Source organism: Streptomyces sp. NPDC059524, from assembly GCF_042749255.1.
In the GTDB taxonomy this organism is placed as follows: Bacteria; Actinomycetota; Actinomycetes; order Streptomycetales; family Streptomycetaceae; genus Streptomyces; species Streptomyces xanthii.
Map to the genome: position 1 here is coordinate 49,767 of NZ_JBHYTK010000018.1, position 26,741 is coordinate 76,507.

Here is a 26,741-nt window from a genome sequence, read left to right on the forward strand (position 1 = left end):
GTGCGCACCCTGCACACCTGCGCCGCCGACGGGTCCGCCGTCCTCGTCGACGGCGAGCGCATCGCCGCGCTCGGCTCCGCCGGCGAACTGGTCGCGGCGCATCCCGGGGTACGGGTGCGGGAGTGGCCCGGCATCCTCACGCCCGGGCTGCTCAACCCGTACGGTCCCGAGATCCTCGAAGGCACCTACCACCCCGATCCCCGTGAGGCCGACACGTACGGGACGGCTCCGATCGGGGGCGAGCGGGCCCGCGCGATCTTCCGGGCCGATCCGTCGCGGGTCGGAGCGAGTGCGCGGCGCGGTGTCCAGCGACTGTTCGCCCACGGCACGGTCGCGATCGCCGGTGAGCTCAGGTCCCGGCCCGTCCTGGAGGTGGCCCAGCGCTCCGGCCTGGCCTTCGGGGCCCGCCCCGACCGCCTCCCCGGCCCGGTCTCCCTCTCCCCGCGCCCGATGGTCCTGCTCCCCGCCCTCGCGGTGGGCGGCCCGGCCCGCTTCGCGATCTTCGACGTCCCGTCCCGCGAGGAACTGGTGGCCCAGGGGGCCGGGACGTGTGTGGCGACGGTGGTGGCGGGCCGGCTGGTGTACCGGGGCCGTTGAGCCGGTCCTTTCATCTGGGGAAGGCGCGGCGAAGCCGCATGCCTTCCAGGGGCGCGGGGAACTGCGCGACCAGCCCCCACCGGCCCGCAGACGGAGTCAACGCGTGGTGATCACGGCGCAGTCCCGCGCCCCGTCACGGAACTCGACAGAGAACCGGCCTGGTTCCGACGGGCTGGGCCTGGGCGACGGGCTGGGGCACGTCTCAGGGAGCTGAATCGGCGTCGGCGACGGCGGAGCCGACCGCTCGGGCCCTGCCCCGTCCGTCGGGGCGACCCCACCCCCGAGCACCTGAGTCGCCCCGAACCCGCCGACGACCAGCACCCCCCACGCCCACACGAGAATCCGCCCCCGCACCGCCAAGCTCCCCACCCCTGAGTCAGATCCGCCCGGACGGGCCCAGCATCGCAGACGGGTCCCGGTCCGCCGGAGGTGAAGGGCGTGCTGCCACAATGCAGGGGTGACCCGTGCATCCTTGGACAAGCAGCCCCACGAAGTCGCCTCCATGTTCGACGACGTGGCGGAGAAGTACGACCTCACCAACGACGTGCTGTCCCTGGGACAGGCGCGGCTGTGGCGCAAGGAGGTCGCGAAGGCCGTCGACGCCCGCCCCGCGCAGAAGGTGCTCGATCTCGCGGCCGGCACGGCCACGTCCTCGCAGCCGTTCGTGCGGGCCGGCGCGTACGTCGTGCCCTGCGACTTCTCGCTCGGCATGCTGCGGGTCGGCAAGAAGCGGCACCCCTGGATGCCGTTCACGGCCGGCGACGGCACGAAGCTGCCGTTCAAGGACGACACGTTCGACGCGGTGACGATCTCCTTCGGGCTGCGCAACATCCAGGACACCGACCAGGCGCTGCGCGAGCTGTACCGGGTCACCAAGCCCGGCGGCCGCGTCGTCATCTGCGAGTTCAGCCACCCGACCTGGGCCCCGTTCCGCACGGTCTACACCGAGTACCTGATGCGCGCCCTGCCGCCCGTCGCCCGCGCCGTGTCCTCGAACCCGGACGCGTACGTCTACCTCGCCGAGTCGATCCGCGCCTGGCCGACCCAGCCCGAGCTCGCCGACCGCCTCAAGGGCGCCGGCTGGCAGAAGGTGGCCTGGCGCAACCTCACCGGCGGCGTCGTGGCCCTGCACCGCGGCATCAAGTAAGTCACGGCTCCCGTATTGCAGTTGACGGGAACCGGCCGACGGGAAAGATGAGTCCGTTGATTAGACGGTGACGACCGGTGACGGGGCGTCACCCGATCGTCCCCGGATCATCACGGAGCATCCCGATGGCGTCGCACTGCCCGCACTGTGGAGCCGAGGCTCCCGAAGAAGCCCGATTCTGCATGAGATGCGGGCGGGAACGGTCCGCGGGCGGGGGCCCGGAGAGCTCCGCCCCACCGCCGCCCCCACCCGCAGCACCCGCAGCACCCGCGGCACCTGTCACACCCCCGCCGAACGTCCCGCCGCCCGCCTACGCACCGGCGGCCCCCGCCCAGCCCTCCGCCTTCGGCGCCTTCATGGGCCGGGCCCTGCGCGGCGACTGGGCCGGCGCGGTGCAGGCCGCGCTGTGGCCGGTGGGCCTCGTGCTGTTCGCCGCCGTCGCCCTCGGCATCCCCTCGTACGGGCAGGACCCCGGCGACGTCGTGGTCGGCTTCGGCGACCGCATGCGCCTCGCCCTCGCCGTGCTGCTCCAGGGCGTCGGCGGCGGCCTCGAACTCTCCGCGGGCGGCTCGGGCGGCGGCGTCCCCGCGTACGACGGCAGCGATTACGGCAGCGGCGACTACGGCCCGAGCGGCTCCGGTTCCGCCGCGATCTCGGTCGTCCCGCTCCTGGTGACCGTCCTGTGGATCGTCGCGCTCGTCATCGGCACGCGCATGCTCCGCTCCCGCCTGTACGCGCGGGTCGTGCCCGGCGCCCCGGACGGCGCCACCAGCGGCCTGGAGGCCGCCGTGCGGGTCGCGATCGCGACGACGCTCGGGACGCTCGTCCTCGCCCTGTTCGCGCAGCCGGACATCGCCGAGGTGTCCGTGTCCTCGGCGCCGTTCCTGACGGTCGTGTGGACGCTGCTGCTCTCCCTGGTCGTCGCGGGCGGCGTCCTGCATGCCGACGACCTCAAAATGGGGGTCCCCCCTGCTCGAGCGGAGCCGAGAGCTTGGGGGAGGGTCGCCGCCGCGCGGCCGGGCGTGCGGATGACCGTGGGCGCCGTCGGCACGGCCGTGCGTGCCATGGGCCTCGTCCTCGTCGTCGCGCTCCTCCTCGGCTGGATCGGGCTCGCGATCTTCGGCGAGGGCGGCGGCTCCCCGTCGGACCTCGGCGACGAGGAGTTCGGCGGCTCCGATGCCGCCGGGGTGGGCACCTTCCTGATGCTGCTGCCCAACTTCGCGCTCGCCGTGCTCGGCCTGTGCTGGGGCGGGTCCCTGGAGGTCGAGGCGCGCGGCACCTCCGGCTTCGGAGGCGGCTACGAGAAGGAGTCGTTCGGCCTGTCCCGGCTCGGCGACGAACTCGGCTCCGGGTCCGTCGTGTACGCGCTCGGCGTCGGCCTCGTCTGCGCCCTGATCGTCGGCGTCGTCGCGGCCCGGCGCTCCGCCGACCGGCGCGAGCAGCTCCTGTCCGCCGGTGTCTTCTTCGGCCTGCTCCTGCTGCTCGCCGGGATCGGCGGTCTGGGCGCCGAGTTCCGCGGCGACATCGAGCTTCTGGGCACCGGGGCCGGGCAGTTCGACCTGGGGCTCGACGTGCCCGAGGTGCTGCTGTTCGGGCTGCTGTGGGTCGGCGGCGCCGCGCTCGTGGGCCCGCACGTGGCCCGCGCCCTGGGCCTCACCCCGTCCCCGACGCCCCCGGCGCCGGGCCCGTACTGGCCCCCGATGCCCCCGGCACAGGGGCCCGGCCCCATGCCCCCGGCCCCGGCCGCGTCCCCGATGCCCGCCCCGCCCGCGATCCCTGAACAGGCCCCGCAGGCCCCGCAGGATCCGCCGGCGCAACCGCCCGTGCCGCTCCAGAAGTCCCCGGAGGACGCTCCGGCCCCGCAGCAGCCGGACCAGCCCGGGCAGGCCGAACAGGTCCAGGCACCCCAGCAGACCCCGCACACCCCGTTCCCGGCCCCCGCACCCGCGCCGCAGGCCCCGTACGACCCCCACACCATCGGCCTCGTCTCCACCCCGCCCCACGACGGAACCCAGCCCCAGCCGCCCCGCAACAACCGCCGCCGCGCCTGGATCTGGGTGGCCACGCTCGCCGGGGCGCTCGTGATCGGCGGCGGCTCCGCGGCCGGTGTCGTGCTGCTCCACGACGACGGGGGCGGCGCGAAGAAGGGTGACGGCAAGGGCGCGAGCGCACAGGGAGCACCCTCTGCTCAGCAGTCGCAGGAGGCACAGGAGTCGCCGGACGCACAGCAGTCCGCCGACGCCTCCGCCGTGACGCCCTCGGACACGGCCGCCGCCACGGCAACCGCCACCGGCGAACCGACCGACCTGCCGACCGCTCCCGCCGGCTACCACCAGGTCTACGACGAACTGGGCTTCTCCTTCGCCGTCCCCGAGGTCTGGGACCGTCAGGGCGTCAAGAACGGCAGCCAGGTCACGTACGCGGGCAGCACCGGCATGTCGGGCTACCTGGTCGGCGTCATCCCGGACGCCGGTTACACCTCGTACGACAACATGCTGCTGATGGAGAAGCGCCTCGAGGCGGACAAGAACAAGAAGAACTACCAGCGTCTCGAGCTGGAGCGGAACACCTTCCAGGGGCGTGCGGGGGCCCGTTGGGAGTACACCTACGAGGACGCCTCCGGGACCACGGTCCACGGCATCGACCAGGCGTACGTGGCCGCCGGCGGCACCGAGTACGCGATCCTGCTCACCGCCCCGGAGCCGGACTGGACCTCGGCACAGGAGATGTACCGGATCGCGCTCGACTCCTGGCGGCTCACGGACACGGACTGAGCGACAGGAGTCCGGCTACAGCTCCAGACGGAAGCAGTGCCCGCGGCGCCCGGTCGGCGTCACGAACGTCTCGGCGAGATCCATGCCGAGCCGCTTCGTGACCGCTATGGACCGGGCGTTGCGCGCGTCGACCATCGCGACGACGCTCGGCACCCCGGCCGCCCGCACCCGCTCCAGCGTGGCGAGCGCCGCGGAGGTCGCGTAGCCGCGCCCCCAGTGGGCACGCCCGAGCCGCCAGCCGATCTCTATCTGCCCGGCCGGACCCCACGCGTGCGGCCACGGCTGGGCGCCCGTGAAGCCGACGACCTCGCCCGCGCCGTCCGTCATCGTCCACAGGCAGAAGCCGTGCTCGGCGTCGTGCATCCGCTGGCGCGCCGTCAGCTCCTCGTACACGGACAGCTCGGCGGAGGCGCCCCCGTGGAACTCCATCACGTCGGGGTCGTCGAACACCCGGTGCCAGGCGAAGGCGTCCTCGTGGGTGGGGACCCGCAGATCCACGGCGGGCAGAACTCGAGTCATGGGCTGACCCTTCGGTCGGTGAGCGGTGCCGCCAAATAGACTGCCCATGTCCGTGCCGGACGGCACACCGTTTTCGACCCTTGGGGAGAACCCGCCGTGACCGAGCAGCCCAAGCCCCTCTCCGAGCACAGCGCAGACGTCATCGTCGTCGGGGCAGGACCGGCGGGCTCGGCGACCGCCTACCACCTGGCGAAGGCGGGTCTGGACGTCCTGCTCCTGGAGAAGACGGCGTTCCCGCGCGAGAAGGTCTGCGGCGACGGCCTCACCCCGCGCGCCACCAAGCAGCTCGTCGCCATGGGCATCGACATCTCCGAAGAGGCCGGCTGGCTGCGCAACAAGGGGCTGCGCATCATCGGCGGCGGCGTCCGCCTCCAGCTCGACTGGCCGGAGCTCGCCTCGTACCCGGACTACGGACTGGTGCGCAAGCGCGACGACTTCGACGAGCAGCTGGCCCGCCAGGCCCAGAAGGCGGGCGCGCGCCTGTACGAGCGGTGCAACGTGGGCGCGCCCATCACGGACGAGCGCACCGGCCGCATCACCGGCGTGCACGCCAAGCTGGGCGAGGAGAAGACGCCGACCACCTTCCACGCCCCGCTCGTCGTCGCCGCCGACGGCAACTCGACGCGTCTGTCGCTCGGCATGGGCCTGCACCGCCGCGAGGACCGCCCGATGGGCGTCGCGGTCCGCACGTACTTCGAGTCGCCGCGCCACGACGACGACTACCTGGAGTCCTGGCTGGAGCTGTGGGACCGGCGCGGCCCGGGCGAGGACCGGCTGCTGCCCGGCTACGGCTGGATCTTCGGCATGGGCGACGGCACGTCGAACGTGGGCCTCGGCATCCTCAACTCCTCCAAGGCCTTCCGCGAGCTGGACTGGCGTGAGGTCCTCAAGGCCTGGTGCGCGTCCATGCCGGAGGACTGGGGCTACACGCCGGAGAACATGACGACGCCGATCCGCGGCGCCGCCCTCCCCATGGCCTTCAACCGCCAGCCGCACTACACCAAGGGCCTGCTCCTGGTCGGCGACGCGGGCGGCCTGGTCAACCCGTTCAACGGCGAGGGCATCGCGTACGCCATGGAGTCCGGGCAGATCGCCGCCGACGTCATCGTGCAGGCCCACGCCCGCGCGACGGACGCCCAGCGCGAACTGGCCCTCCAGCGCTACCCGAAGGTCCTCAAGGACACCTACGGCGGCTACTACACGCTGGGCCGCGCCTTCGTGAAGCTCATCGGCAACCCCAAGGTCATGAAGATCGCGACGCAGCGCGGCCTGACCCACCCGGTCCTGATGAAGTTCACGCTGAAGATGCTGGCGAACCTGACGGACCCGACGGGCGGCGACGCGATGGACCGCATCATCAACGGTCTGAGCAAGGTCGCCCCGAAGGCCTGACGGGCCTGACAGGTCTGACAGACCTGGCGGCCTGGCCTGATTTGTCCTCGCCGGGTGCTCGGGCGCAGGGTGGACGCATGATTCTCATCGTCGTGAAGTTCACCGCCAAGCCCGAGCACGCCGGCTCCTGGCTGGAGAAGACGGCCGCGTTCACCGCCGCCACCCGCGCGGAGGAGGGCAACCTCTTCTTCGACTGGTCCCGCAGTGTCGAGGACCCGAACCAGTTCGTCCTCGTCGAGGGCTTCCGGGACGCGGCGGCGGGCGCCGCCCACGTCGCCACCGACCACTTCAAGGCCGGCCTGGAGTCGATGGCCCCGCTGATCGCCCGCACCCCGGAGATCATCCACTGCGACATCCCGAACGAGGGCTTCGGCCCGATGGGCGAACTGGCCGTCGAGGACTGACCCTTACGCCCCCGGTCGTGCCGGTTGCGCCGGTTGCGGCTTTTCACGGCAAAGGCCGCCGTGCCCCTTTCGTAGGGTACGGCGGCCTTCGTCGTATGTGTGCGGGTGCCTCAGAGGACGCGGACCGCGCCGCTCGCCGGGTATCCGGACAGGTCCTGGATGACGACGCCCTTCGAGGGGTTCGCGGCGTCCAGGTACTGGCCGTTGCCGATGTAGACACCGACGTGGTACGCCGAGCCGGCGCCGCCCCAGTACAGGAGGTCGCCCACCTGGATGTTGGAGAGGGAGACCGGGGTGCCGAAGGTGGACTGCTCCTGCGAGGTGCGGGGCAGGTCCACGCCGGCCTGGCGGAACGCGGCCTGGGTCAGACCGGAGCAGTCCCAGGAGTTGGGGCCGGTGCCGCCCATGACGTAGGCGTCGCCGAGCTGGGCCTTCAGGAAGCCGATGACGGCGCCCACGGAGCCGCTGGCGGGCGCGGGGGCGTCGGCCGTGGCGGACGCGGTGGAGAGCGTGCTGCGCTCGCTGGAGCGGGACGCGGCGGCCTCGGCGGCTTCGCGCTCGGCCTTCGCCTTGGCGGCGGCCTCGGCCTTCTTCTTGGCCTCCGCCTTCTTCTCGGCGGCGAGCTGGTCCTTCTTCGCCTGGTCGGCGGCCTTGGCGAACGCCTCGTCGCGCTCGGCCTGGAGCTGGTAGTTCGCCGCGGCCTGCTGCGTGGCGTCCGCCGACTCGGCGACCTGCGAGGCGAGGTCGGAGGTCAGCGTGGGCAGCTCGATGGTCTGCGTGACCGGCTCGGCAGCGTTCGCCGCACCGGACGCACCAGCCACTGCCAGGGTGCTGAGGACGCCACCGGTAACTCCGGCGCGCAGGGCCAGCTTCGAGGCGCTGCGGCGGGGCTTCCGGTGGCTGGGTATGTGAGCGGTGTGGGACATGAGTACAACCGCTATCAGGGCTTCACCGTTCCCTTCAAGAAACGTGTGGTGCGCCACAGTTGTGAAACCGAGACGTGAATCCCGGGCGTGGCGGCCCTTATTGACGCCGTAACGGGCAATCCGGACAGGGCCGCACAACGCTGTGATCATTGGCTTTCTGTGATACGCCCGAATTGCCCGACGCTTACCACTCGTTGAGGCCGTTGGCCAAGCCCGGTTTCCGAGCCGTTACGTAGCACGTGACGCAGGTCACACAGATACCCCTAAGGGGAGTGCTCGCGTCCACCTAGGGACCTCCGGGTCCCCCTGATGTGTGAACGGGATCCACTATCAGCCAGTGGCGTCCAGCACCAATTTGCCTGCCGAGGCACTGGCTTGATAGTGCACCGAGCCTTCTGCCAGCAGTAACGCGGCAAGTTGTCACCTCTGGTGATCACTCAGGTGCTTCGCGTGTGAAGATCACCGCTCATCCGACTTCATGATCCTTCGTCAGGTGGTGGAGATCACAAACTAGTTGGCGCACCCCGTGTCGCAGATCACAGAGTCCCGGGCATAGGATGCGGGACACGTCGGGCTTGTGACCTGCTTCACATGTAAGCGATCTTCGGATCGCGCGCAGGGGAAGGGGGGTCCCGAGTCCGTTGCAACCGCCAGCAGTCAGCGCCGACTGAGAGGAGCGAGGAGCGGTGAACGCGTATGCGCCCATCCTCGTACTGGGAGCCCTCGGGGCAGGCTTTGCGATCTTCTCCGTGGTCATGGCCACGCTTATCGGTCCAAAGCGGTATAACCGGGCGAAGCTCGAAGCGTACGAGTGCGGCATCGAGCCCACCCCCACGCCGGCCGGCGGCGGGCGCTTCCCCATCAAGTACTACCTGACGGCGATGCTCTTCATCGTCTTCGACATCGAGATCGTCTTCCTCTACCCCTGGGCCGTCTCCTTCGACGCCCTGGGGCTTTTCGGGCTCGTGGAGATGCTGCTCTTCGTGCTCACCGTCTTCGTCGCCTACGCGTACGTGTGGCGGCGCGGCGGCCTGGAATGGGACTGAGCCCCCGTACAGGGGAGGACAGGAGCCACTGAGCTATGGGACTCGAAGAAAAGCTGCCGAGCGGATTCCTTCTGACCACCGTCGAGCAGGCCGCGGGATGGGTGCGCAAGTCGTCCGTCTTCCCCGCCACGTTCGGGCTCGCCTGCTGCGCCATCGAGATGATGACGACCGGCGCGGGCCGCTACGACCTGGCGCGGTTCGGCATGGAGGTGTTCCGCGGATCGCCCCGCCAGGCGGACCTGATGATCGTCGCCGGACGCGTGAGCCAGAAGATGGCCCCCGTCCTGCGCCAGGTCTACGACCAGATGCCCAACCCCAAGTGGGTCATCTCCATGGGTGTCTGCGCCTCGTCCGGCGGGATGTTCAACAACTACGCGATCGTGCAGGGCGTCGACCACGTCGTGCCGGTGGACATCTACCTGCCCGGCTGCCCGCCGCGGCCCGAGATGCTGATGGACGCGATCCTCAAGCTCCATCAGAAGATCCAGACCTCCAAGCTCGGCGTGAACGCCGAGGAGGCGGCCCGCGAGGCGGAGGAAGCGGCGCTCAAGGCGCTCCCGACGATCGAGATGAAGGGGCTGCTGCGGTGAGCGGCGAGAACAACGGGGTGAACCCCGAGAAGGACCTCAGCGCCTCCAACCTCCCGGGGCAGCGAGGCGACCAGGGCGAGGAGATCCGCGTCCAGCGCGGCATGTTCGGCGCCAACAACGGTGGCGATACGTCGGGTTACGGCGGACTTGTCCGCTCGATCCGGCTGCCCGGCGAGGCCGTCCGCCCCTACGGCGGCTGGTTCGACGAGGTGGCCGACGAGCTGGAGGGCGCCCTGGAGGAACAGGGCCTCGTCCCCGAGAACGCCATCGACAAGACGGTCGTCGACCGCGACGAGCTCACCTTCCACATCGAGCGCGAGCACCTGGTGCGGGTCGCCCAGACCCTGCGCGACGACCCGGCGCTCCGCTTCGAGCTGTGCACCGGCGTCTCCGGCGTGCACTACCCCGGAGACAAGGGCCGCGAGCTGCACTGCGTGTACCACCTGCGCTCGCTCACCCACGGCCGGCTGATCCGCCTCGAGGTCTCGCTGCCGGACACGGACCCGCACGTCCCGTCCCTGGTCTCCGTGTATCCCACGAACGACTGGCACGAGCGCGAGACGTACGACTTCTTCGGCATCGTCTTCGACGGCCACCCCGCGCTGACGCGGATCATGATGCCGGACGACTGGCAGGGCTTCCCGCAGCGCAAGGACTACCCACTCGGCGGCATCCCCGTCGAGTACAAGGGCGCCCAGATCCCGGCTCCGGACCAGCGGAGGTCGTACAGCTGATGTCTACTCCTTCTGCATCGCCCCGCGAGACCACCGAAGGTGCCGTCTACACGGTCACCGGCGGAGACTGGGACGAGGTCGTCCAGTCCGCGGTCAAGTCCGACGACGAGCGCATCATCGTCAACATGGGTCCCCAGCACCCCTCCACGCACGGCGTGCTGCGGCTGATCCTGGAGATCGACGGCGAGACGGTCACCGAGGCCCGCTGCGGCATCGGCTACCTGCACACGGGCATCGAGAAGAACCTCGAGTACCGGACGTGGACGCAGGGCACCACGTTCGTGACCCGCATGGACTACCTGACGCCGTTCTACAACGAGACGGCGTACTGCCTCGCCGTCGAGAAGCTGCTCGGCATCACCGACGAGATCCCCGACCGGGCCTCGGTCATCCGCGTGCTCCTCATGGAGCTGAACCGGATGTCCTCCCACCTCGTCGCCATCGCCACCGGAGGCATGGAGCTCGGCGCGACCACGATCATGATCTACGGCTTCCGTGATCGTGAACTGATTCTCGACATCTACGAGCTCATCACCGGCCTGCGCATGAACCACGCGTACATCCGGCCCGGCGGACTCGCCCAGGACCTGCCGCCCGGCGCGGTGGACCAGCTGCGCGAGTTCGTGAAGAAGATGAAGAAGAACCTGCCGGAGTACGACAAGCTCGCCACCGGCAACCCCATCTTCAAGGCCCGTATGCAGGACGTCGGCTACCTCGACCTGGCCGGCTGCATGGCCCTCGGCGCCACCGGACCGATCCTGCGCTCGGCGGGCCTGCCGCACGACCTGCGCAAGACCGACCCGTACTGCGGCTACGAGAACTACGACTTCGAGATCCCGACCGCCGACACCTGCGACTCCTACGGACGCTTCCTGATCCGCCTGGAGGAGATGCGCCAGTCGCTGCGCATCGTCGAGCAGTGCCTGGACCGGCTCGCCCCGGGCCCGGTCATGGTCGGCGACAAGAAGATCGCCTGGCCCGCCCAGCTGGCCCTCGGGCCCGACGGGCTCGGCAACTCGCTCGACCACATCAAGAACATCATGGGCACCTCCATGGAGGCCCTCATCCACCACTTCAAGCTGGTGACCGAGGGCTTCCGCGTCCCGCCGGGACAGGCGTACGCCGCCGTGGAGTCGCCCAAGGGCGAGCTCGGGGTGCACGCCGTGTCCGACGGCGGCACCCGCCCCTTCCGGGTCCACTTCCGCGACCCGTCCTTCACCAACCTGCAGGCCATGGCGGCGATGTGCGAGGGCGGCCAGGTCGCCGACGTCATCGTCGCCGTCGCCTCCATCGACCCCGTGATGGGAGGCGTCGACCGGTGACCACCAGTTCTTCGGAGCAGGGCGTCAGCCTGGGCATGCCGCAACTGCCCGCGCCCGCTTACCCGGACGACGTCCGCGCCCGCCTGGAGGCCGACGCGCGCGAGATCATCGCCCGCTACCCCGGCTCCCGCTCGGCGCTCCTGCCGATGCTGCACCTCGTGCAGGCGGAGGAGGGGCACGTCACGCGCACCGGCATGCAGTTCTGCGCCGACCTGCTCGACCTCACCACCGCCGAGGTCACCGCGGTCGCGACCTTCTACACGATGTACCGCAGGAAGCCGAGCGGCGACTACCAGGTCGGCGTCTGCACCAACACCCTGTGCGCGGTCATGGGCGGCGACGCCATCTTCGAGACGCTCCAGGAGCACCTCGGCGTCGGCAACAACGGCACCACCGAGGACGGCAAGATCACGCTGGAGCACATCGAGTGCAACGCCGCTTGTGATTTCGCTCCCGTGGTGATGGTCAACTGGGAGTTCTTCGACAACCAGACGCCGGAGTCCGCCACCCGGCTCGTCGACGACCTGCGCGCCGGCGCCGAGGTGTCGCCCACCCGCGGCGCCCCGCTGTGCACCTTCAAGGAGACCGCGCGCATCCTCGCCGGCTTCCCCGACGCGCGCGAGGGCGCCGTCGAGGCCGGCGGCAGCGCGGGCCCCGCCTCGCTCGTCGGCCTGCGCCTGGCCAAGGGCGAGACCCCGCCCGCCCGCGTGGTCCACCCGCGCGCGGCGGCGCCCGAGGGCGAACAGCCCCACGAGCCCTCGCCCACGGAACACCTGAGCTCGCACGACGCGCCGCAGGACACATCGGCCTCCGACCCCGACCACCCAGCGGGTCCGACCGCCGAGGAGGGGGAGTGATGACCTTGGCAGCCGAGATCGAGAACAACGAGTCCAGCCCCGAGAAGCTGCTCGCGCCGGTCCTGTCGGCGTTCTGGGACGAGGACCGGTCCTGGTCCCTGGACGTCTACCGCCGGCACGAGGGCTACGAGGGACTGCGCAAGGCCCTCGCGATGACACCGGACGACCTCATCGCCTACGTGAAGGACTCGGGCCTGCGCGGACGCGGCGGCGCGGGCTTCCCCACCGGCATGAAGTGGCAGTTCATCCCGCAGGGCGACGGCAAGCCCCACTACCTCGTCGTCAACGCCGACGAGTCGGAGCCGGGCACCTGCAAGGACATCCCGCTCCTGTACGCCAACCCGCACAGCCTCATCGAGGGCATCGTGATCGCCTGCTACGCGATCCGCTCGGAGCACGCCTTCATCTACCTGCGCGGCGAGGTCGTCCCCGTACTGCGCCGTCTGCACGAGGCCGTCCGCGAGGCCTACGAAGCCGGCTTCCTCGGCGAGAACGTCCTGGGATCCGGCCTCAACCTGGAACTCACCGTGCACGCGGGCGCCGGCGCGTACATCTGCGGTGAGGAGACCGCGCTCCTGGACTCGCTCGAGGGCCGCCGCGGCCAGCCGCGACTGCGTCCCCCCTTCCCGGCCGTCGCGGGCCTGTACGCGTGCCCCACTGTCGTGAACAACGTCGAGTCCATCGCCTCGGTTCCCGCGATCGTGAACCGCGGCAAGGACTGGTTCAAGTCGATGGGCAGCGAGAAGTCCCCGGGCTTCACGCTCTACTCGCTCAGCGGCCACGTCGCCTCGCCCGGCCAGTACGAGGCGCCGCTCGGCATCACGCTGCGCCAGCTGCTCGACATGAGCGGGGGCATGCGGCCGGGCCACCGCCTCAAGTTCTGGACCCCGGGCGGCAGTTCCACCCCGATGTTCACCGAGGAGCACCTCGACGTGCCCCTCGACTACGAGGGCGTCGGCGCCGCCGGATCCATGCTCGGCACCAAGGCCCTGCAGTGCTTCGACGAGACGACCTGCGTCGTGCGCGCCGTCACCCGCTGGACCGAGTTCTACGCCCACGAGTCCTGCGGCAAGTGCACGCCTTGCCGCGAAGGCACCTACTGGCTCGTCCAGTTGCTGCGCGACATCGAGGCCGGCAAGGGCTCCATGGACGACCTCGACAAGCTGAACGACATCGCCGACAACATCAACGGCAAGTCGTTCTGCGCCCTCGGCGACGGCGCCGCCTCGCCGATCTTCTCCTCGCTCAAGTACTTCCGCGACGAGTACGAGCAGCACATCACGGGCAAGGGCTGCCCCTTCGACCCGGCCAAGTCGACCCTGTGGGCCGACCAGCACCGCACGGAGGTGAACGCATGACTGTGACCACGGGCGCTCCCTCCGGGGGCGGCGCGGCGGCGGTCCCGCCCGAGGACCTCGTCTCGTTGACGATCGACGGCATCGAGATCAGCGTCCCCAAGGGGACCCTGGTCATCCGCGCCGCCGAACTGCTCGGCATCGAGATCCCCCGGTTCTGCGACCACCCGCTCCTCGACCCGGCCGGCGCCTGCCGCCAGTGCATCGTCGAGGTCGAGGGCCAGCGCAAGCCGATGGCCTCCTGCACGATCACCTGCACCGACGGCATGGTCGTCAAGAGCCAGCTCTCCTCCCCGGTCGCCGAGAAGGCGCAGAAGGGGGTCATGGAGCTGCTGCTCATCAACCACCCCCTGGACTGCCCGGTCTGCGACAAGGGCGGCGAGTGCCCGCTGCAGAACCAGGCGATGTCGCACGGACAGGCCGACTCCCGCTTCGAGGGCAGGAAGCGCACCTACGAGAAGCCGGTCGCGATCTCCACCCAGGTGCTGCTCGACCGCGAGCGGTGCGTCCTGTGCGCCCGCTGCACCCGCTTCTCGAACCAGATCGCGGGCGACCCGATGATCGAGCTGATCGAGCGCGGCGCGCTCCAGCAGGTCGGCACCGGCGAGGGCGACCCCTTCGAGTCGTACTTCTCCGGGAACACCATCCAGATCTGCCCGGTCGGCGCGCTCACCTCGGCGGCGTACCGATTCCGCTCCCGGCCCTTCGACCTCGTCTCCTCGCCGTCGGTGTGCGAGCACTGCGCGGGCGGCTGCGCCACCCGCACCGACCACCGGCGCGGCAAGGTCATGCGCCGCCTCGCGGCCAACGACCCCGAGGTCAACGAGGAGTGGATCTGCGACAAGGGCCGCTTCGGCTTCCGGTACGCGCAGAAGCCCGACCGGCTCACCACGCCGCAGGTGCGGGACGCGGAGACCGGCGAACTGCGCGCCGCGTCCTGGCCGGAGGCCCTGGAGGCCGCCGCGCGCGGGCTCACCGAGGCGCGCGGCCGGGCCGGTGTCCTCACCGGCGGCCGGCTCACCGTCGAGGACGCCTACGCGTACAGCAAGTTCACCCGGGTCGCGCTCGCCACGAACGACATCGACTTCCGCGCGCGCGTGCACAGCGGCGAGGAGTCCGACTTCCTCGCCGCGCGCGTGGCCGGACGGGGCCGCGACCTCGACGGCAGCGGCGTCACGTACACGAAGCTGGAGCAGGCGCCCGCCGTGCTGCTCGTCGGCTTCGAGTCCGAGGAGGAGGCGCCCGGCGTCTTCCTGAAGCTCCGCAAGGCGTGGCGTCAGCACGGCCAGAAGGTGTTCTCGCTGGCCACGCACGAGACGCGCGGCCTGGAGAAGGCCGGCGGCACGCTGCTGCCGGCCGCGCCCGGCACCGAGACCGAGTGGCTGGACGCGCTCGCCTCCGGTGTCGGCCTGGAGACCGGGGGAGCGGCCGCCGCCGAGGCGCTGCGCTCCGACGGCGCGGTCATCGTCGTCGGCGAGCGGCTCGCGGCCGTCGCGGGCGGCCTCACCGCCGCCGTACGGGCCGCGTCCGCGACCGGCGCGCAGCTGGTGTGGATCCCGCGCCGGGCCGGTGAGCGCGGCGCGATCGAGGCCGGCGCGCTGCCCTCGCTCCTGCCGGGCGGCCGCCCCGCGACCGACCCGCGCGCGCGGGAGGAGGTCGCCTCCGTGTGGGGCGTCGCCGAACTCCCGCACAGCTACGGGCGCGACACGGGCCAGATCGTGGAGGCCGCCGCGGGCGGCGCGCTGCGGGCCCTCGTGGTGGCCGGCGTCGAGATCGCCGACCTGCCCGACCCGGCACGCGCGCGTGAAGCACTTCACGAGGTCGGCTTCCTGGTCTCCCTGGAGCAGCGGCCGAGCGAGGTCACCGAGCACGCCGACGTCGTCCTCCCGGTGGCCGCGGTCGCCGAGAAGGCGGGCACGTTCCTCAACTGGGAGGGCCGGGCGCGGATGTTCGAGGCCGCGCTCAAGCCGGACCAGATGACCCGCACCCTGGCGCCGACCGATCTGCGGGTGCTCCAGATGCTCGCCGACGCCATGGACGTCCACCTGGGCCTGCCGGACCTGCGCTCGGCCCGCTCCGAGCTGGACCGGCTCGGCTCCTGGGACGGGCCGCACGCCACGGAGCCGCTGGAGACCGCCGCTCCGGCCCCGCGGCCCGCCGCGGGCGAGGCCGTCCTCGCCGGGCACCGGCTGCTGCTCGACCAGGGCCGCCTCCAGGAGGGCGACGACGCGCTCGCCGGCACCCGGCACGCCGCCCACGCGCGCGTGTCGGCCGCGACGGCCGCCGAGGCGGGCGTCAAGGACGGCGACGTCCTCGCGGTCACCGGAAAGACCGGCACCGTCGCACTGCCGCTCCAGGTCACGCAGATGCCCGACCGGGTCGTCTGGCTCCCGCTGAACTCCGTGGGCGGCGGCGTCGCCTCGGACACGGGCGCCGTTCCCGGCGACCTGGTGAAGATCGGCCCGGCCGTCGCCGCCGGCGCCCCGGAGGTGGAGTCATGAGCCCGACGGCACTGAACCAGCTCGCCCTCGAAGACCTGTCGATGTTCGGCCGCGACCCCTGGTGGCTGGTCGTCATCAAGGCGGTGTTCTGCTTCGCCTTCCTGATGGTGACCGTGCTGTTCTCCATCGTGTGGGAGCGCAAGGTCGTCGCCTGGATGCAGCTGCGCATCGGCCCGAACCGGCACGGCCCCTGGGGCATGCTCCAGTCGCTCGCCGACGGCATCAAGCTGATGCTCAAGGAAGACGTCATCGTCAAGCGCGCGGACAAGGTCGTCTACGTCCTCGCGCCGATCGTCGCGGCCATCCCGGCCTTCATGGCGATCGCGGTGATCCCCTTCGGGCCCGCCGGCAACGAGATCTCGATCTTCGGCACGCGCACCACGATGCAGCTCACCGACCTGCCGATCGCGATGCTCTACGTCCTCGCGGTCGCCTCGGTCGGCATCTACGGCATCGTCCTCGCCGGCTGGTCCTCGGGCTCCACGTACCCGCTGCTCGGCGGCCTGCGCTCGTGCGCGCAGATGATCTCCTACGAGATCGCGATGGGCGCCGCGTTCGCCTCGGTCTTCCTGTACTCGGGCTCGATGTCCACCTCGGAGATCGTCGCCCAGCAGCACGACCGCTGGTACATCGTGCTGCTGCCCGTCTCGTTCCTCATCTACATCGTCACGATGGTCGGCGAGACGAACCGCGCCCCGTTCGACATGCCGGAGTCCGAGGGCGACCTCGTGGGCGGCTTCAACACCGAGTACTCGTCCATCAAGTTCGCGATGTTCATGCTCGCCGAGTACGTGAACATGGTGACGGTCTCCGCGGTGTCCGTGACGCTCTTCCTGGGCGGCTGGCGCGCGCCGTGGCCGATCTCCACGTTCTGGGAGGGCGCGAACCACGGCTGGTGGCCGATGCTCTGGTTCGTCGTCAAGGTCCAGCTGCTGCTGTTCTTCTTCATCTGGCTGCGCGGCACGCTCCCGCGCGTGCGCTACGACCAGCTGATGAAGCTCGGCTGGAAGGTCCTCATCCCGGTCTCCGTGGTGTGGCTGATGCTCGTCGCCACCGTGCGGACGCTGCAGAACGAGAACTACGACTTCGCCGAGATCGCCCTCTACGTCGGCGGCGGCATCCTCGTGCTCCTGCTGCTCTCGTTCGTCGTGGACATCTTCCGCGACCGCGGCGCCAAGCAGGCCGAGGCCGAGGCGGCGGCGAAACCCGCGGCCTTCGACCCGATGGCGGGCGGCTTCCCGGTGCCACCGCTGCCCGGACAGTCCCTGCCGCCCGTGCCACGCCGACGCTCGCGCCGTGACCGCGAGTTGATTGTCAGTGGTGGCCCCGATACTCAGAGTGACGAGTCACTCGGCGGATCTCGCGACGGAAAGGAGGCGTCCGATGGCTGACGAGAAGAACGAGAAGAACGAGAAGGACACCGCGCCGGGGTTCATGAACCCTGTCGCCGGCTTCGGCGTGACCTTCAAGGCCATGTTCAAGAAGCGGCTGACCGAGCAGTACCCGGAGCAACCGAAGACCACTGCTCCCCGCTTCCACGGCAGGCACCAGCTCAACCGCCATCCGGACGGCCTGGAGAAGTGCGTCGGCTGCGAGCTGTGCGCCTGGGCCTGCCCGGCGGACGCCATCTACGTGGAGGGCGCGGACAACACGGAGGAGGAGCGCTACTCCCCGGGAGAGCGCTACGGCCGCGTCTACCAGATCAACTACGCCCGCTGCATCCTGTGCGGCCTGTGCATCGAGGCGTGCCCCACGCGCGCGCTGACGATGACGAACGAGTTCGAACTCGCCGACAGCAGCCGGGCCAACCTGATCTACACGAAGGAGCAGCTGCTCGCCGGCCTCGAGGAGGGCATGGTCGACAGCCCGCACTCGATCTTCCCGGGCATGGACGAGCAGGACTACTACCGGGGCCTGGTGACCGAGGCCGCGCCCGGCACCGAGCGCCAGGTCGCGGTCTCCAAGGGCGAACGGCCGGAGGAACAGGGGGCCGACGCATGAGCGCTCAACTCGCCGCCTACACAACCTCCACCGGCGAGGCCTTCCAGTTCTGGGTCCTCGGCACCGTCGCCGTCATCGGCGCCCTGTGCACGATCCTGATGAAGAAGGCCGTGCACAGCGCGCTGTGCCTGGCCGGGACCATGATCATCCTCGCGGTGTTCTACCTGGCCAACGGCGCGTACTTCCTGGGCATCGTCCAGATCGTCGTCTACACGGGCGCGATCATGATGCTGTTCCTCTTCGTGGTCATGCTCGTCGGCGTCACCGCCGCCGACTCCCTGAAGGAGACCATCAAGGGGCAGCGCTGGCTGGCCGCCCTGTGCGGGATCGGCTTCGGCGTCCTGCTGATCGCGGGGATCGGGAACGCGTCGCTGACGCAGTTCACCGGCCTGGGCCAGGCGAACGCGAACGGGAACGTGGAGGGCCTCGCCGCCCTCATCTTCACCAAGTACGTGTTCGCCTTCGAGATCACCGGTGCCCTGCTCATCACGGCGACCGTCGGCGCGATGGTGCTCACGCACCGGGAGCGCACCGAGCGGGCCAAGACCCAGCGCGAGCTGGCCGAGCAGCGCGTCCGCGAGGGCAAGCACCTGCCGCCGCTGCCCGCCCCCGGCGTCTACGCCCGGCACAACGCGGTGGACATCGCGGGCCTGCTGCCCGACGGCACCCCGTCGGAGCTCACGGTCATGCAGACGCTGCGCGAGCGCGGCCAGATCCGGGACGTGTCCGGTGAGGCGCTCAGCGACCTCAAGGCCCTGGAGCAGCGTTCGGCCGAGCGGCTGGAGCGCGACTCCCGCGACAAGGCAGAGGAGGCGTCGAAGTGAATCCGGTCAACTACCTGTATCTCGCGGCCCTGTTGTTCACGATCGGCGCCACCGGCGTGCTCATCAGGCGGAACGCGATCGTCGTGTTCATGTGCATCGAGCTGATGCTGAACGCGTGCAACCTCGCGTTCGTCGCGTTCTCCCGGATGCACGGCAATCTCGACGGCCAGATCATCGCGTTCTTCACGATGGTCGTCGCCGCCGCGGAGGTCGTGGTCGGGCTCGCGATCATCGTGTCGCTGTTCCGTACCCGCCACTCGGCCTCGGTCGACGACGCCGGCCTGATGAAGCTGTAAGGGGTCGCAACCAGTGGAGAACTTGATTGCGCTGCTGGTAGCGGCGCCACTGCTCGGAGCGGCCGTCCTGCTCTGCGGCGGGCGGGCACTGGACCGGGTGGGTCATCTGCTCGGCACCGTGTTCGCGGCCGCCTCCTTCGTGATCGCCGTCGTGCTCTTCTCCGATCTGCTGGGCAAGGGCCCGGAGGACCGCACGCTCGCCCAGCACCTGTTCAGCTGGATCCCCGTCGAGGGCTTCCAGGCGGACGTCGCGTTCCAGCTCGACCAGCTGTCGATGACGTTCGTGCTGCTGATCTCCGGCGTGGGCACGCTGATCCACATCTACTCGATCGGGTACATGGAGCACGACGAGCGGCGCCGCCGCTTCTTCGGCTACCTGAACCTGTTCCTCGCGGCGATGCTCCTGCTGGTCCTCGCCGACAACTACCTGCTCCTGTACGTCGGCTGGGAGGGCGTGGGCCTCGCCTCGTACCTCCTGATCGGCTTCTGGCAGCACAAGCCGAGCGCGGCCACCGCCGCGAAGAAGGCGTTCCTCGTCAACCGCGTCGGCGACATGGGTCTGTCGATCGCGATCATGCTGATGTTCACGACCTTCGGCACCTTCGCCTTCGGCCCGGTGCTCGACAGCGTCGGTGACACGTCGGAGGGCAAGCTCACCGCGATCGGCCTGATGCTGCTGCTCGCCGCGTGCGGCAAGTCGGCGCAGGTGCCGCTGCAGTCCTGGCTCGGGGACGCGATGGAGGGCCCGACCCCGGTCTCGGCCCTCATCCACGCCGCGACCATGGTGACCGCGGGCGTCTACCTGATCGTCCGCTCCGGCGCGATCTTCAACGGGGCGCCGGACGCCCAGCTGGTCGTGACCATCGTCGGCGCGGTCACGCTCCTGTTCGGTGCGATCGTCGGTTGCGCGAAGGACGACATCAAGAAGGCGCTGGCCGGCTCGACGATGTCGCAGATCGGCTACATGATCCTCGCCGCGGGCCTCGGCCCCGTCGGCTACGTGTTCGCGATCATGCACCTGGTGACGCACGGCTTCTTCAAGGCCGGGCTCTTCCTCGGCGCCGGTTCGGTCATGCACGGCATGAACGACGAGGTCGACATGCGCAAGTACGGCGCCCTGCGCAAGTACATGCCGGTCACCTTCGTGACGTTCGGCCTCGGCTACCTGGCCATCATCGGCTTCCCGGGCCTGTCCGGCTTCTTCTCCAAGGACAAGATCATCGAGGCGGCCTTCGCGAAGGGCGGGACCGAGGGCTGGATCCTCGGCTCGGTCGCGCTGCTGGGCGCCGCGATCACCGCGTTCTACATGACCCGCGTGATGATCATGACGTTCTTCGGCGAGAAGCGCTGGCAGCCGGACGCGGACGGCCACGAGCCGCACCCGCACGAGTCGCCCTCGTCCATGACGATCCCGATGATCGTCCTCGCGTTCGGCTCGGTCTTCGCCGGCGGATTCTTCTCCATCGGGGACCGCTTCCTGAACTGGCTGGAGCCGGTCACCGGCCACGACCACGGGCACGCGCCGATCAGCGCGGCCGCGGTCACCGGGGCCACCATGGTGTGCCTCGTGATCGGCGTGGGCATCGCCTGGCTCCAGTACGGGCGCCGCACGGTCCCGGTCGTCGCCCCGCGCGGCTCGCTGCTCACCCGGGCCGCCCGCCGCGACCTCCTCCAGGACGACTTCAACCACGTCGTCCTCGTACGCGGCGGCGAGCACCTCACCCGCTCGCTCGTCTACGTGGACCACACCCTGGTCGACGGGGTGGTCAACGGGACGGCGGCCTCGGTCGGCGGACTCTCCGGCCGGCTGCGCAAGCTCCAGAACGGCTACGTGCGCTCGTACGCCGTCTCGATGTTCGGCGGTGCGGCACTCATCGTCGCCGCGACCCTGCTGATGAGGGCGGTCTGATGCCGATGTCCTTTCCTCTGCTGACAGCGACGGCGGCGCTCCCGGCCGTGGGGGCGATCGTCACGGCCGCCGTGCCGGCCAAGCGACGCACCGCGGCCAAGTGGCTCGCGCTGCTGTTCTCGGTCGCGACACTCGCGGTCGCGGCGGTGGTCGCGGTCCGCTTCGACCCGACCGGCGACCGCTACCAACTCACCGAGTCCCACGCGTGGATCAAGGACTTCGGCGTCCGCTACGAGCTGGGCGTGGACGGCATCGGGGTGGCGCTCATCGCGCTGACCGCGCTGCTGATCCCGTTCGTGATCCTGGCCGGCTGGCACGACGCCGACCCGCAGGAGACCGGAGCTGAGTCTCTCGGCAGCTTCGCTGCGGGGCGCTGGCGGCCGACGCAGGGCTTCTTCGCCCTGATCCTGCTGGTCGAGGCGATGGTGATCATCTCCTTCGAGGCCACCGACGTCTTCGTCTTCTACATCTTCTTCGAGGCCATGCTCATCCCGATGTACTTCCTCATCGGAGGCTTCGGGGACCGCGCGGGCCCGCACGGCGAGAAGGAGGCCGCGACCCAGCGTTCGTACGCGGCGGTCAAGTTCCTCCTCTACAACCTCGTCGGCGGCCTCATCATGCTGGCGGCCGTCATCGGCCTCTACGTGGTCGCGGGGAACTTCTCGCTCCAGGAGATCGCCGCCGCCCGCGCGAACGGCTCCCTGGAGATGGCCACCAGCACCGAGCGCTGGCTCTTCCTCGGCTTCTTCTTCGCCTTCGCGGTGAAGGCCCCGCTGTGGCCGCTGCACACCTGGCTGCCGAACGCGATGGGCGAGGCCACGGCCCCGGTCGCCGTGCTCATCACGGCCGTGGTCGACAAGGTCGGCACCTTCGCGATGCTCCGCTTCTGCCTCCAGCTCTTCCCGGAGGCCAGCAAGTGGGCGACGCCGGCGATCCTCGTCCTGGCGCTCATCAGCATCGTCTACGGGGCACTGCTCGCCGTCGGCCAGCGCGACATCAAGCGCCTGGTCGCCTACGCGTCGATCTCGCACTTCGGCTTCATCATCATGGGCATCTTCGCGATGACCAGCCAGGGCCAGTCCGGCGCGACGCTCTACATGGTCAACCACGGCCTGTCGACGGCCGCGCTCATGCTGGTCGCCGGCTTCCTCATCTCCCGCCGCGGCTCCCGCCTCATCGCGGACTACGGCGGCGTGCAGAAGGTCGCCCCGGTGCTCGCCGGAACCTTCCTGATCGGCGGCCTGGCGACGCTGTCGCTGCCCGGACTCGCCCCGTTCGTCAGCGAGTTCCTGGTCCTGGTCGGCACGTTCACCCGCTACCCGGTCATCGGGATCATCGCGACGTTCGGCATCGTCCTCGCCGCGCTGTACACGCTGGTCCTCTACCAGCGCACCATGACCGGCCCGGTGAAGCCCTCGACCGAGGGCATCGCGGACCTCCGGGTGCGTGAGCTCGCGGTCGTGGTCCCGCTGATCGGCGTACTGATCTTCCTCGGTGTGTACCCGAAGCCGCTCACCGAGCTGGTGAACCCGGCGGTCAAGCACACCCTGTCCGACGTCCACAAGAAGGACCCGAAGCCGGAAGTGGAGGCGGCTCACAAATGAGTGCTCTCGTGAGTGCCCCGACCGTCCACACCCTGTGGACAGTGGCGGCCGATCCGATCGCGAAGATCGACGCGCCGAAGATCGAGTACGCGCAGCTGTCCCCGACGCTGATCGTGATCGGCGCGGCCGTCCTCGGCATCCTCGTCGAGGCCTTCGTCCCGCGCAGGCAGCGCTACTACGCGCAGGCGTTCCTGGCGATCGTCGCGATCGCCGCCGCCTTCGCGGCCGTCGTCGGCCTCGCCGCCGGCGGATACGGGACGAGCAAGGCGCACATCGCGGCCATGGGCGCGATCGCCGTCGACGGGCCGGCCCTGTTCCTCCAGGGGACCATCCTGCTCGCCGGACTCGTCTCGATCTTCACCTTCGCCGAGCGCCGGCTCGACCCGGAGGCGCACGGCAACCGCGTCGACTCGTTCGCCGCGCAGGCCGCCGCCGTGCCCGGCAGCGACAGCGAGAAGGCCGCGGTCAAGGCCGGGTTCACCACCACCGAGGTGTTCCCGCTCGCCCTGTTCGCGATCGGCGGCATGCTGGTCTTCCCCGCGGCGAACGACCTGCTGACGCTGTTCATCGCCCTGGAAGTCTTCTCGCTCCCGCTGTACCTGCTGTGCGCCGTGGCCCGCCGCAAGCGGCTCATGTCGCAGGAGGCCGCGGTCAAGTACTTCCTGCTCGGCGCCTTCGCCTCCGCGTTCACCCTCTTCGGCATCGCGCTCCTGTACGGCTACGCGGGCTCCGTCTCGTACGCCACGCTCGCCGAGGTCGTCGACGGCACCGTGGCGACCGTGAACCCGGCCCTGGCCGACACCATGGGCAACGACGCGCTGCTGCTCATCGGCATGGCGCTGGTCGTCATGGGGCTGCTCTTCAAGGTCGGCGCCGTGCCGTTCCACATGTGGACGCCCGACGTCTACCAGGGTGCCCCGACGCCGGTCACCGGCTTCATGGCGGCGGCCACCAAGGTCGCGGCCTTCGGCGCCCTGCTCCGGCTGCTCTACGTGGTGCTGCCGGGGATGCGCTGGGACTGGCGGCCGGTCATGTGGGCCGTGGCGATCGTCACGATGCTCGCCGGGGCGGTCGTCGCCATCACGCAGACCGACATCAAGCGGCTCCTCGCGTACTCGTCGATCGCGCACGCCGGCTTCATCCTCGCCGGTGTCATCGCGACGACCCCGCAGGGCGTCTCGTCGGTCCTCTTCTACCTCGCCGCGTACTCCTTCGTGACCATCGGCGCCTTCGCCGTCGTCACGCTGGTGCGCGACGCGGGCGGCGAGGCCACGCACCTGTCGAAGTGGGCGGGGCTCGGCCGGCGCTCGCCGCTGGTCGCCGCCGTCTTCGCCGTCTTCCTCCTCGCCTTCGCCGGCATCCCGCTGACCTCCGGCTTCGCCGGAAAGTTCGCGGTGTTCAAGGCGGCGGCCGAGGGCGGGGCGGGCGGTCTGGTCGTGGTCGGTGTGATCTCGTCCGCGATCGCCGCGTTCTTCTACATCCGCGTGATCGTCCTCATGTTCTTCAGCGAGCCCAAGGCGGACGGCCCGACCGTGGCCGTGCCGTCGCCGCTGACCATGACGACGATCGGCGTGGGTGTGGCGGTCACGATCGTGCTGGGCCTCGCGCCGCAGTACTTCCTGGACCTGGCGAGCCAGGCCGGGGTGTTCGTGCGGTAGCGCGGTCCTCGTTCGACCGTGTGTTCCTGTGCCCGGCACCCTTGGGAGGGGGTGCCGGGCACCGGCATGTTCCGAGCCGTGTTCCGGGCCGTGTCCCGAGCCGTGTCCCGGGCCTGTGGATAACTTCGAGGGTTGTCGGTCCGGCCCCCTATCGTGGGTGCAGAGGTCGAGGCAAGGGGCCGGGGATGACGACGGGACAGAGGGTATGACTGAGGTGACGGAGCGCGAGGCCGTGCAGAGCGAGGCCCTCGCCACGCTCCACCGGGTGTTCGGATACGACGCTTTCCGCGGCGAGCAGGAAGCGGTCATCGAGCACGTGGTGAGCGGCGGCGACGCGGTCGTGCTCATGCCGACCGGCGGCGGAAAGTCGCTGTGCTACCAGATCCCGGCCCTGGTCAGACCCGGTACGGGCATCGTCGTCTCGCCCCTGATCGCGCTCATGCAGGACCAGGTGGACGCGCTGCGGGCGCTCGGCGTGCGCGCCGGGTTCGTGAACTCGACGCAGGACTTCGACGAGCGGCGCACCGTCGAGGCCGAGTTCCTCGCGGGCGAGCTGGACCTGCTCTACCTGGCGCCCGAGCGGCTCCGGCTCGACGCCACGCTCGACCTCCTCTCGCGCGGCAAGATCTCCGTCTTCGCCATCGACGAGGCGCACTGTGTGGCGCAGTGGGGCCACGACTTCCGCCCCGACTACCTCACCCTGTCGGTGCTCGGGCAGCGCTGGCCGGACGTGCCGCGCATCGCGCTGACGGCGACCGCGACGCACGCGACGCACCAGGAGATCACCCAGCGGCTCGGCATGCCCGACGCCCGGCACTTCGTCGCGAGCTTCGACCGGCCCAACATCCAGTACCGGATCGTCCCCAAGGCCGACCCGAAGAAGCAGCTCCTGTCCTTCCTGCGCGCGGAGCACGAGGGCGACGCGGGCATCGTGTACTGCCTGTCGCGCAAGTCGGTCGAGGCGACCGCCGAGTACCTGTCGAAGAACGGGATCGAGGCCGTGCCGTACCACGCGGGCCTCGACGCGGGCACGCGTGCGGCGCACCAGTCGCGGTTCCTGCGCGAGGAGGGCCTCGTCGTCTGCGCGACCATCGCGTTCGGCATGGGCATCGACAAGCCGGACGTGCGTTTCGTGGCGCACCTGGACCTGCCGAAGTCCGTCGAGGGCTACTACCAGGAGACCGGCCGCGCGGGCCGTGACGGCCTCGCCTCCACGGCCTGGATGGCCTACGGGCTCCAGGACGTGGTGCAGCAGCGCAAGCTGATCAACATGGGGGAGGGCGACGAGGCGTTCCGCCGCCGGGCCTCCTCGCACCTGGACTCGATGCTGGCGCTGTGCGAGACGGCGCGGTGCCGGCGCGCCCAGCTCCTCACGTACTTCGGGCAGGAGGCGCCCGAGGCCTGCGGCAACTGCGACACGTGCCTGACCCCGCCGGAGACCTGGGACGGGACCGTCGCCGCGCAGAAGATCCTCTCCACCGTGGTGCGGCTCGACCGGGAGCGGCGGCAGAAGTTCGGCGCGGGCCAGATCATCGACATCCTGCTCGGCAAGCGCACCGCGAAGGTCATCCAGTTCGACCACGACCAGCTCTCCGTGTTCGGCATCGGCGAGGAGCTGGCCGAGGCCGAATGGCGGGGCGTGGTCCGGCAGTTGCTGGCGCAGGGGCTGATCGCGGTCGAGGGCGAGTACGGGACGCTCGTGCTCACCGAGGAGAGCGGGTCCGTGCTCGGGCGGCAGCGGGAGGTCCTGCTGCGCAAGGAGACGAAGCCGGCGGCCGCTCCGCGGGCCCGGCGGTCCAGGTCCGGAGGCGGCACCGCTGCCGCGGCGGCCGAGCTGCCCGCCGAGCTGGTCCCCGTCTTCGAGGCGCTGCGGGCCTGGCGGGGCGCCCAGGCGAAGGAGAACGGGGTCCCGGCGTACGTCATCTTCCATGACGCGACGCTCCGGGAGATCGCGATGCGCCGTCCGGCGTCGGTCGCGGAGCTCGGCACGATCGGGGGGGTCGGCGAGAAGAAGCTCGCGACGTGGGGGGAGGGTGTGCTCGGTGTTCTGGCCGGTCTTGACGGTGCCGCGGCGCCGGCGTCGGCCCCGTCGTCGTCCGCGCCGGAGCCCGACCCCTTCGACGAGGCCGAGCCTCCGGAGGACATCGACTGGTAAGTCGCCGGGTGCGGCTCTCGTCGTGGCTGGTCGCGCAGTTCCCCGCGCCCCTGGAAGGCTGCGGCTTCGCCGCGCCTTCCCCCGATCAAAGGCGCCGGACGCCTTGATCGGGGAGATGCCACCCGAAGGG

22 protein-coding genes and 1 pseudogene are annotated in these 26,741 nt (G+C 70.5%); 21 read left to right on the forward strand and 2 right to left on the reverse strand.

The genetic code is table 11. From position 1 onward, the window contains the following. The 4 genes and pseudogenes from ACFW9D_RS08135 (at window position 1) to ACFW9D_RS08150 (ending at window position 4,518) form a co-directional block, all read left to right on the forward strand. Entirely contained in the window at window positions 1–597 is a 597-nt protein-coding gene (locus ACFW9D_RS08135; RefSeq protein ID WP_384619209.1) for a hypothetical protein, read from the forward strand. A 457-nt stretch (window positions 598–1,054) separates the two neighbouring features. Then, window positions 1,055–1,744: a demethylmenaquinone methyltransferase gene (locus tag ACFW9D_RS08140; protein ID WP_188337462.1), complete on the forward strand. Its 690-nt coding sequence runs from the start codon at window positions 1,055–1,057 to the stop codon at window positions 1,742–1,744. Window positions 1,745–1,869: 125 nt separating this feature from the next. Further along, window positions 1,870–1,938 (forward strand): annotated as a pseudogene (locus ACFW9D_RS08145) (zinc-ribbon domain-containing protein); the annotation flags it as partial. 162 nt (window positions 1,939–2,100) lie between these two features. After that, a complete protein-coding gene (locus ACFW9D_RS08150) occupies window positions 2,101–4,518 on the forward strand; it encodes a hypothetical protein (RefSeq protein ID WP_384619233.1) in 2,418 nt (805 codons plus the stop codon). Between the two features lie 15 nt (window positions 4,519–4,533). Here ACFW9D_RS08150 and ACFW9D_RS08155 read toward each other — a convergent pair whose 3' ends face one another. After that, window positions 4,534–5,037 carry a GNAT family N-acetyltransferase gene (locus ACFW9D_RS08155; RefSeq protein ID WP_188337460.1) on the reverse strand — a complete coding sequence of 168 codons (504 nt, stop codon included), beginning with the start codon at window positions 5,035–5,037 and terminating at the stop codon, window positions 4,534–4,536. Between the two features lie 96 nt (window positions 5,038–5,133). Between ACFW9D_RS08155 and ACFW9D_RS08160 the strand changes: the two genes are divergently transcribed. Beyond that, complete coding sequence (locus tag ACFW9D_RS08160) at window positions 5,134–6,429, forward strand: geranylgeranyl reductase family protein (RefSeq protein WP_188337459.1); 1,296 nt, start codon at window positions 5,134–5,136, stop codon at window positions 6,427–6,429. 77 nt (window positions 6,430–6,506) lie between these two features. Next, a complete protein-coding gene (locus tag ACFW9D_RS08165) occupies window positions 6,507–6,833 on the forward strand; it encodes a putative quinol monooxygenase (RefSeq protein WP_188337458.1) in 327 nt (108 codons plus the stop codon). Window positions 6,834–6,943: 110 nt separating this feature from the next. Here the strand turns inward: ACFW9D_RS08165 and ACFW9D_RS08170 are convergent, their stop codons facing one another. Beyond that, complete coding sequence (locus ACFW9D_RS08170) at window positions 6,944–7,759, reverse strand: C40 family peptidase (RefSeq protein ID WP_384619214.1); 816 nt, start codon at window positions 7,757–7,759, stop codon at window positions 6,944–6,946. Between the two features lie 686 nt (window positions 7,760–8,445). Between ACFW9D_RS08170 and ACFW9D_RS08175 the strand changes: the two genes are divergently transcribed. From ACFW9D_RS08175 to recQ, 15 genes are all read left to right on the forward strand, one after another. Next, complete coding sequence (locus ACFW9D_RS08175) at window positions 8,446–8,805, forward strand: NADH-quinone oxidoreductase subunit A (RefSeq protein ID WP_003956195.1); 360 nt, start codon at window positions 8,446–8,448, stop codon at window positions 8,803–8,805. Between the two features lie 35 nt (window positions 8,806–8,840). Next, window positions 8,841–9,395 (forward strand): NADH-quinone oxidoreductase subunit B family protein, encoded by a 555-nt coding sequence (locus tag ACFW9D_RS08180; RefSeq protein WP_016640165.1) that lies wholly within the window; start codon window positions 8,841–8,843, stop codon window positions 9,393–9,395. Continuing rightward, a complete protein-coding gene (locus tag ACFW9D_RS08185; protein ID WP_188337456.1) occupies window positions 9,392–10,129 on the forward strand; it encodes an NADH-quinone oxidoreductase subunit C in 738 nt (245 codons plus the stop codon). Before ACFW9D_RS08180 ends, ACFW9D_RS08185 begins: the two co-directional genes overlap by 4 nt. Then, window positions 10,129–11,451 (forward strand): NADH-quinone oxidoreductase subunit D, encoded by a 1,323-nt coding sequence (locus ACFW9D_RS08190; protein WP_188337455.1) that lies wholly within the window; start codon window positions 10,129–10,131, stop codon window positions 11,449–11,451. The genes ACFW9D_RS08185 and ACFW9D_RS08190 overlap by 1 nt, the downstream gene beginning before the upstream one ends. Then, complete coding sequence (gene nuoE / locus ACFW9D_RS08195; protein WP_384619217.1) at window positions 11,448–12,308, forward strand: NADH-quinone oxidoreductase subunit NuoE; 861 nt, start codon at window positions 11,448–11,450, stop codon at window positions 12,306–12,308. Before ACFW9D_RS08190 ends, nuoE begins: the two co-directional genes overlap by 4 nt. Continuing rightward, window positions 12,305–13,666 (forward strand): NADH-quinone oxidoreductase subunit NuoF, encoded by a 1,362-nt coding sequence (gene nuoF / locus ACFW9D_RS08200; protein WP_188337453.1) that lies wholly within the window; start codon window positions 12,305–12,307, stop codon window positions 13,664–13,666. The genes nuoE and nuoF overlap by 4 nt, the downstream gene beginning before the upstream one ends. Then, window positions 13,663–16,164, forward strand: a complete 2,502-nt coding sequence (locus ACFW9D_RS08205; protein ID WP_384619220.1) for an NADH-quinone oxidoreductase subunit G — start codon at window positions 13,663–13,665, stop codon at window positions 16,162–16,164. Before nuoF ends, ACFW9D_RS08205 begins: the two co-directional genes overlap by 4 nt. After that, the gene (nuoH, locus tag ACFW9D_RS08210) at window positions 16,161–17,555 is read left to right on the forward strand and encodes an NADH-quinone oxidoreductase subunit NuoH (protein WP_188337451.1); all 1,395 of its coding nucleotides are present in this window, start codon (window positions 16,161–16,163) and stop codon (window positions 17,553–17,555) included. Before ACFW9D_RS08205 ends, nuoH begins: the two co-directional genes overlap by 4 nt. Beyond that, window positions 17,548–18,165, forward strand: coding sequence for an NADH-quinone oxidoreductase subunit NuoI (gene nuoI / locus ACFW9D_RS08215; RefSeq protein WP_188337450.1), 618 nt, complete (start codon window positions 17,548–17,550; stop codon window positions 18,163–18,165). Before nuoH ends, nuoI begins: the two co-directional genes overlap by 8 nt. Next, the gene (locus ACFW9D_RS08220; RefSeq protein WP_188337449.1) at window positions 18,162–18,989 is read left to right on the forward strand and encodes an NADH-quinone oxidoreductase subunit J; all 828 of its coding nucleotides are present in this window, start codon (window positions 18,162–18,164) and stop codon (window positions 18,987–18,989) included. The genes nuoI and ACFW9D_RS08220 overlap by 4 nt, the downstream gene beginning before the upstream one ends. Continuing rightward, complete coding sequence (nuoK, locus tag ACFW9D_RS08225; protein WP_161299832.1) at window positions 18,986–19,285, forward strand: NADH-quinone oxidoreductase subunit NuoK; 300 nt, start codon at window positions 18,986–18,988, stop codon at window positions 19,283–19,285. Before ACFW9D_RS08220 ends, nuoK begins: the two co-directional genes overlap by 4 nt. A 13-nt stretch (window positions 19,286–19,298) precedes the next feature. After that, complete coding sequence (nuoL, locus tag ACFW9D_RS08230) at window positions 19,299–21,194, forward strand: NADH-quinone oxidoreductase subunit L (protein ID WP_188337448.1); 1,896 nt, start codon at window positions 19,299–19,301, stop codon at window positions 21,192–21,194. A 5-nt stretch (window positions 21,195–21,199) separates the two neighbouring features. Next, window positions 21,200–22,798, forward strand: coding sequence for an NADH-quinone oxidoreductase subunit M (locus tag ACFW9D_RS08235; protein ID WP_384619225.1), 1,599 nt, complete (start codon window positions 21,200–21,202; stop codon window positions 22,796–22,798). A gap of 8 nt (window positions 22,799–22,806) precedes the next feature. Then, a complete protein-coding gene (nuoN, locus tag ACFW9D_RS08240) occupies window positions 22,807–24,456 on the forward strand; it encodes an NADH-quinone oxidoreductase subunit NuoN (RefSeq protein ID WP_188337446.1) in 1,650 nt (549 codons plus the stop codon). 205 nt (window positions 24,457–24,661) lie between these two features. Then, on the forward strand, window positions 24,662–26,611 hold the full coding sequence (recQ, locus tag ACFW9D_RS08245) for a DNA helicase RecQ (RefSeq protein ID WP_384619227.1): 1,950 nt from the start codon (window positions 24,662–24,664) through the stop codon (window positions 26,609–26,611). The last annotated feature ends 130 nt before the right edge of the window (window positions 26,612–26,741 follow it).

What these genes read in the sequence shown, in the direction of transcription:
- ACFW9D_RS08180 (WP_016640165.1), top strand. Translation starts at nt 8,841, where the DNA reads ATGGGACTCGAAGAAAAGCTGCCGAGCGGATTCCTTCTGACCACCGTC.
- ACFW9D_RS08165 (WP_188337458.1), top strand. Translation starts at nt 6,507, where the DNA reads ATGATTCTCATCGTCGTGAAGTTCACCGCCAAGCCCGAGCACGCCGGC.
- ACFW9D_RS08155 (WP_188337460.1), bottom strand. Translation starts at nt 5,037, where the DNA reads ATGACTCGAGTTCTGCCCGCCGTGGATCTGCGGGTCCCCACCCACGAG.
- ACFW9D_RS08235 (WP_384619225.1), top strand. Translation starts at nt 21,200, where the DNA reads ATGTCCTTTCCTCTGCTGACAGCGACGGCGGCGCTCCCGGCCGTGGGG.
- recQ (WP_384619227.1), top strand. Translation starts at nt 24,662, where the DNA reads ATGACTGAGGTGACGGAGCGCGAGGCCGTGCAGAGCGAGGCCCTCGCC.
- ACFW9D_RS08150 (WP_384619233.1), top strand. Translation starts at nt 2,101, where the DNA reads ATGGGCCGGGCCCTGCGCGGCGACTGGGCCGGCGCGGTGCAGGCCGCG.
- nuoH (WP_188337451.1), top strand. Translation starts at nt 16,161, where the DNA reads ATGAGCCCGACGGCACTGAACCAGCTCGCCCTCGAAGACCTGTCGATG.
- ACFW9D_RS08170 (WP_384619214.1), bottom strand. Translation starts at nt 7,759, where the DNA reads ATGTCCCACACCGCTCACATACCCAGCCACCGGAAGCCCCGCCGCAGC.
- ACFW9D_RS08205 (WP_384619220.1), top strand. Translation starts at nt 13,663, where the DNA reads ATGACTGTGACCACGGGCGCTCCCTCCGGGGGCGGCGCGGCGGCGGTC.
- nuoI (WP_188337450.1), top strand. Translation starts at nt 17,548, where the DNA reads ATGGCTGACGAGAAGAACGAGAAGAACGAGAAGGACACCGCGCCGGGG.
- ACFW9D_RS08190 (WP_188337455.1), top strand. Translation starts at nt 10,129, where the DNA reads ATGTCTACTCCTTCTGCATCGCCCCGCGAGACCACCGAAGGTGCCGTC.
- ACFW9D_RS08220 (WP_188337449.1), top strand. Translation starts at nt 18,162, where the DNA reads ATGAGCGCTCAACTCGCCGCCTACACAACCTCCACCGGCGAGGCCTTC.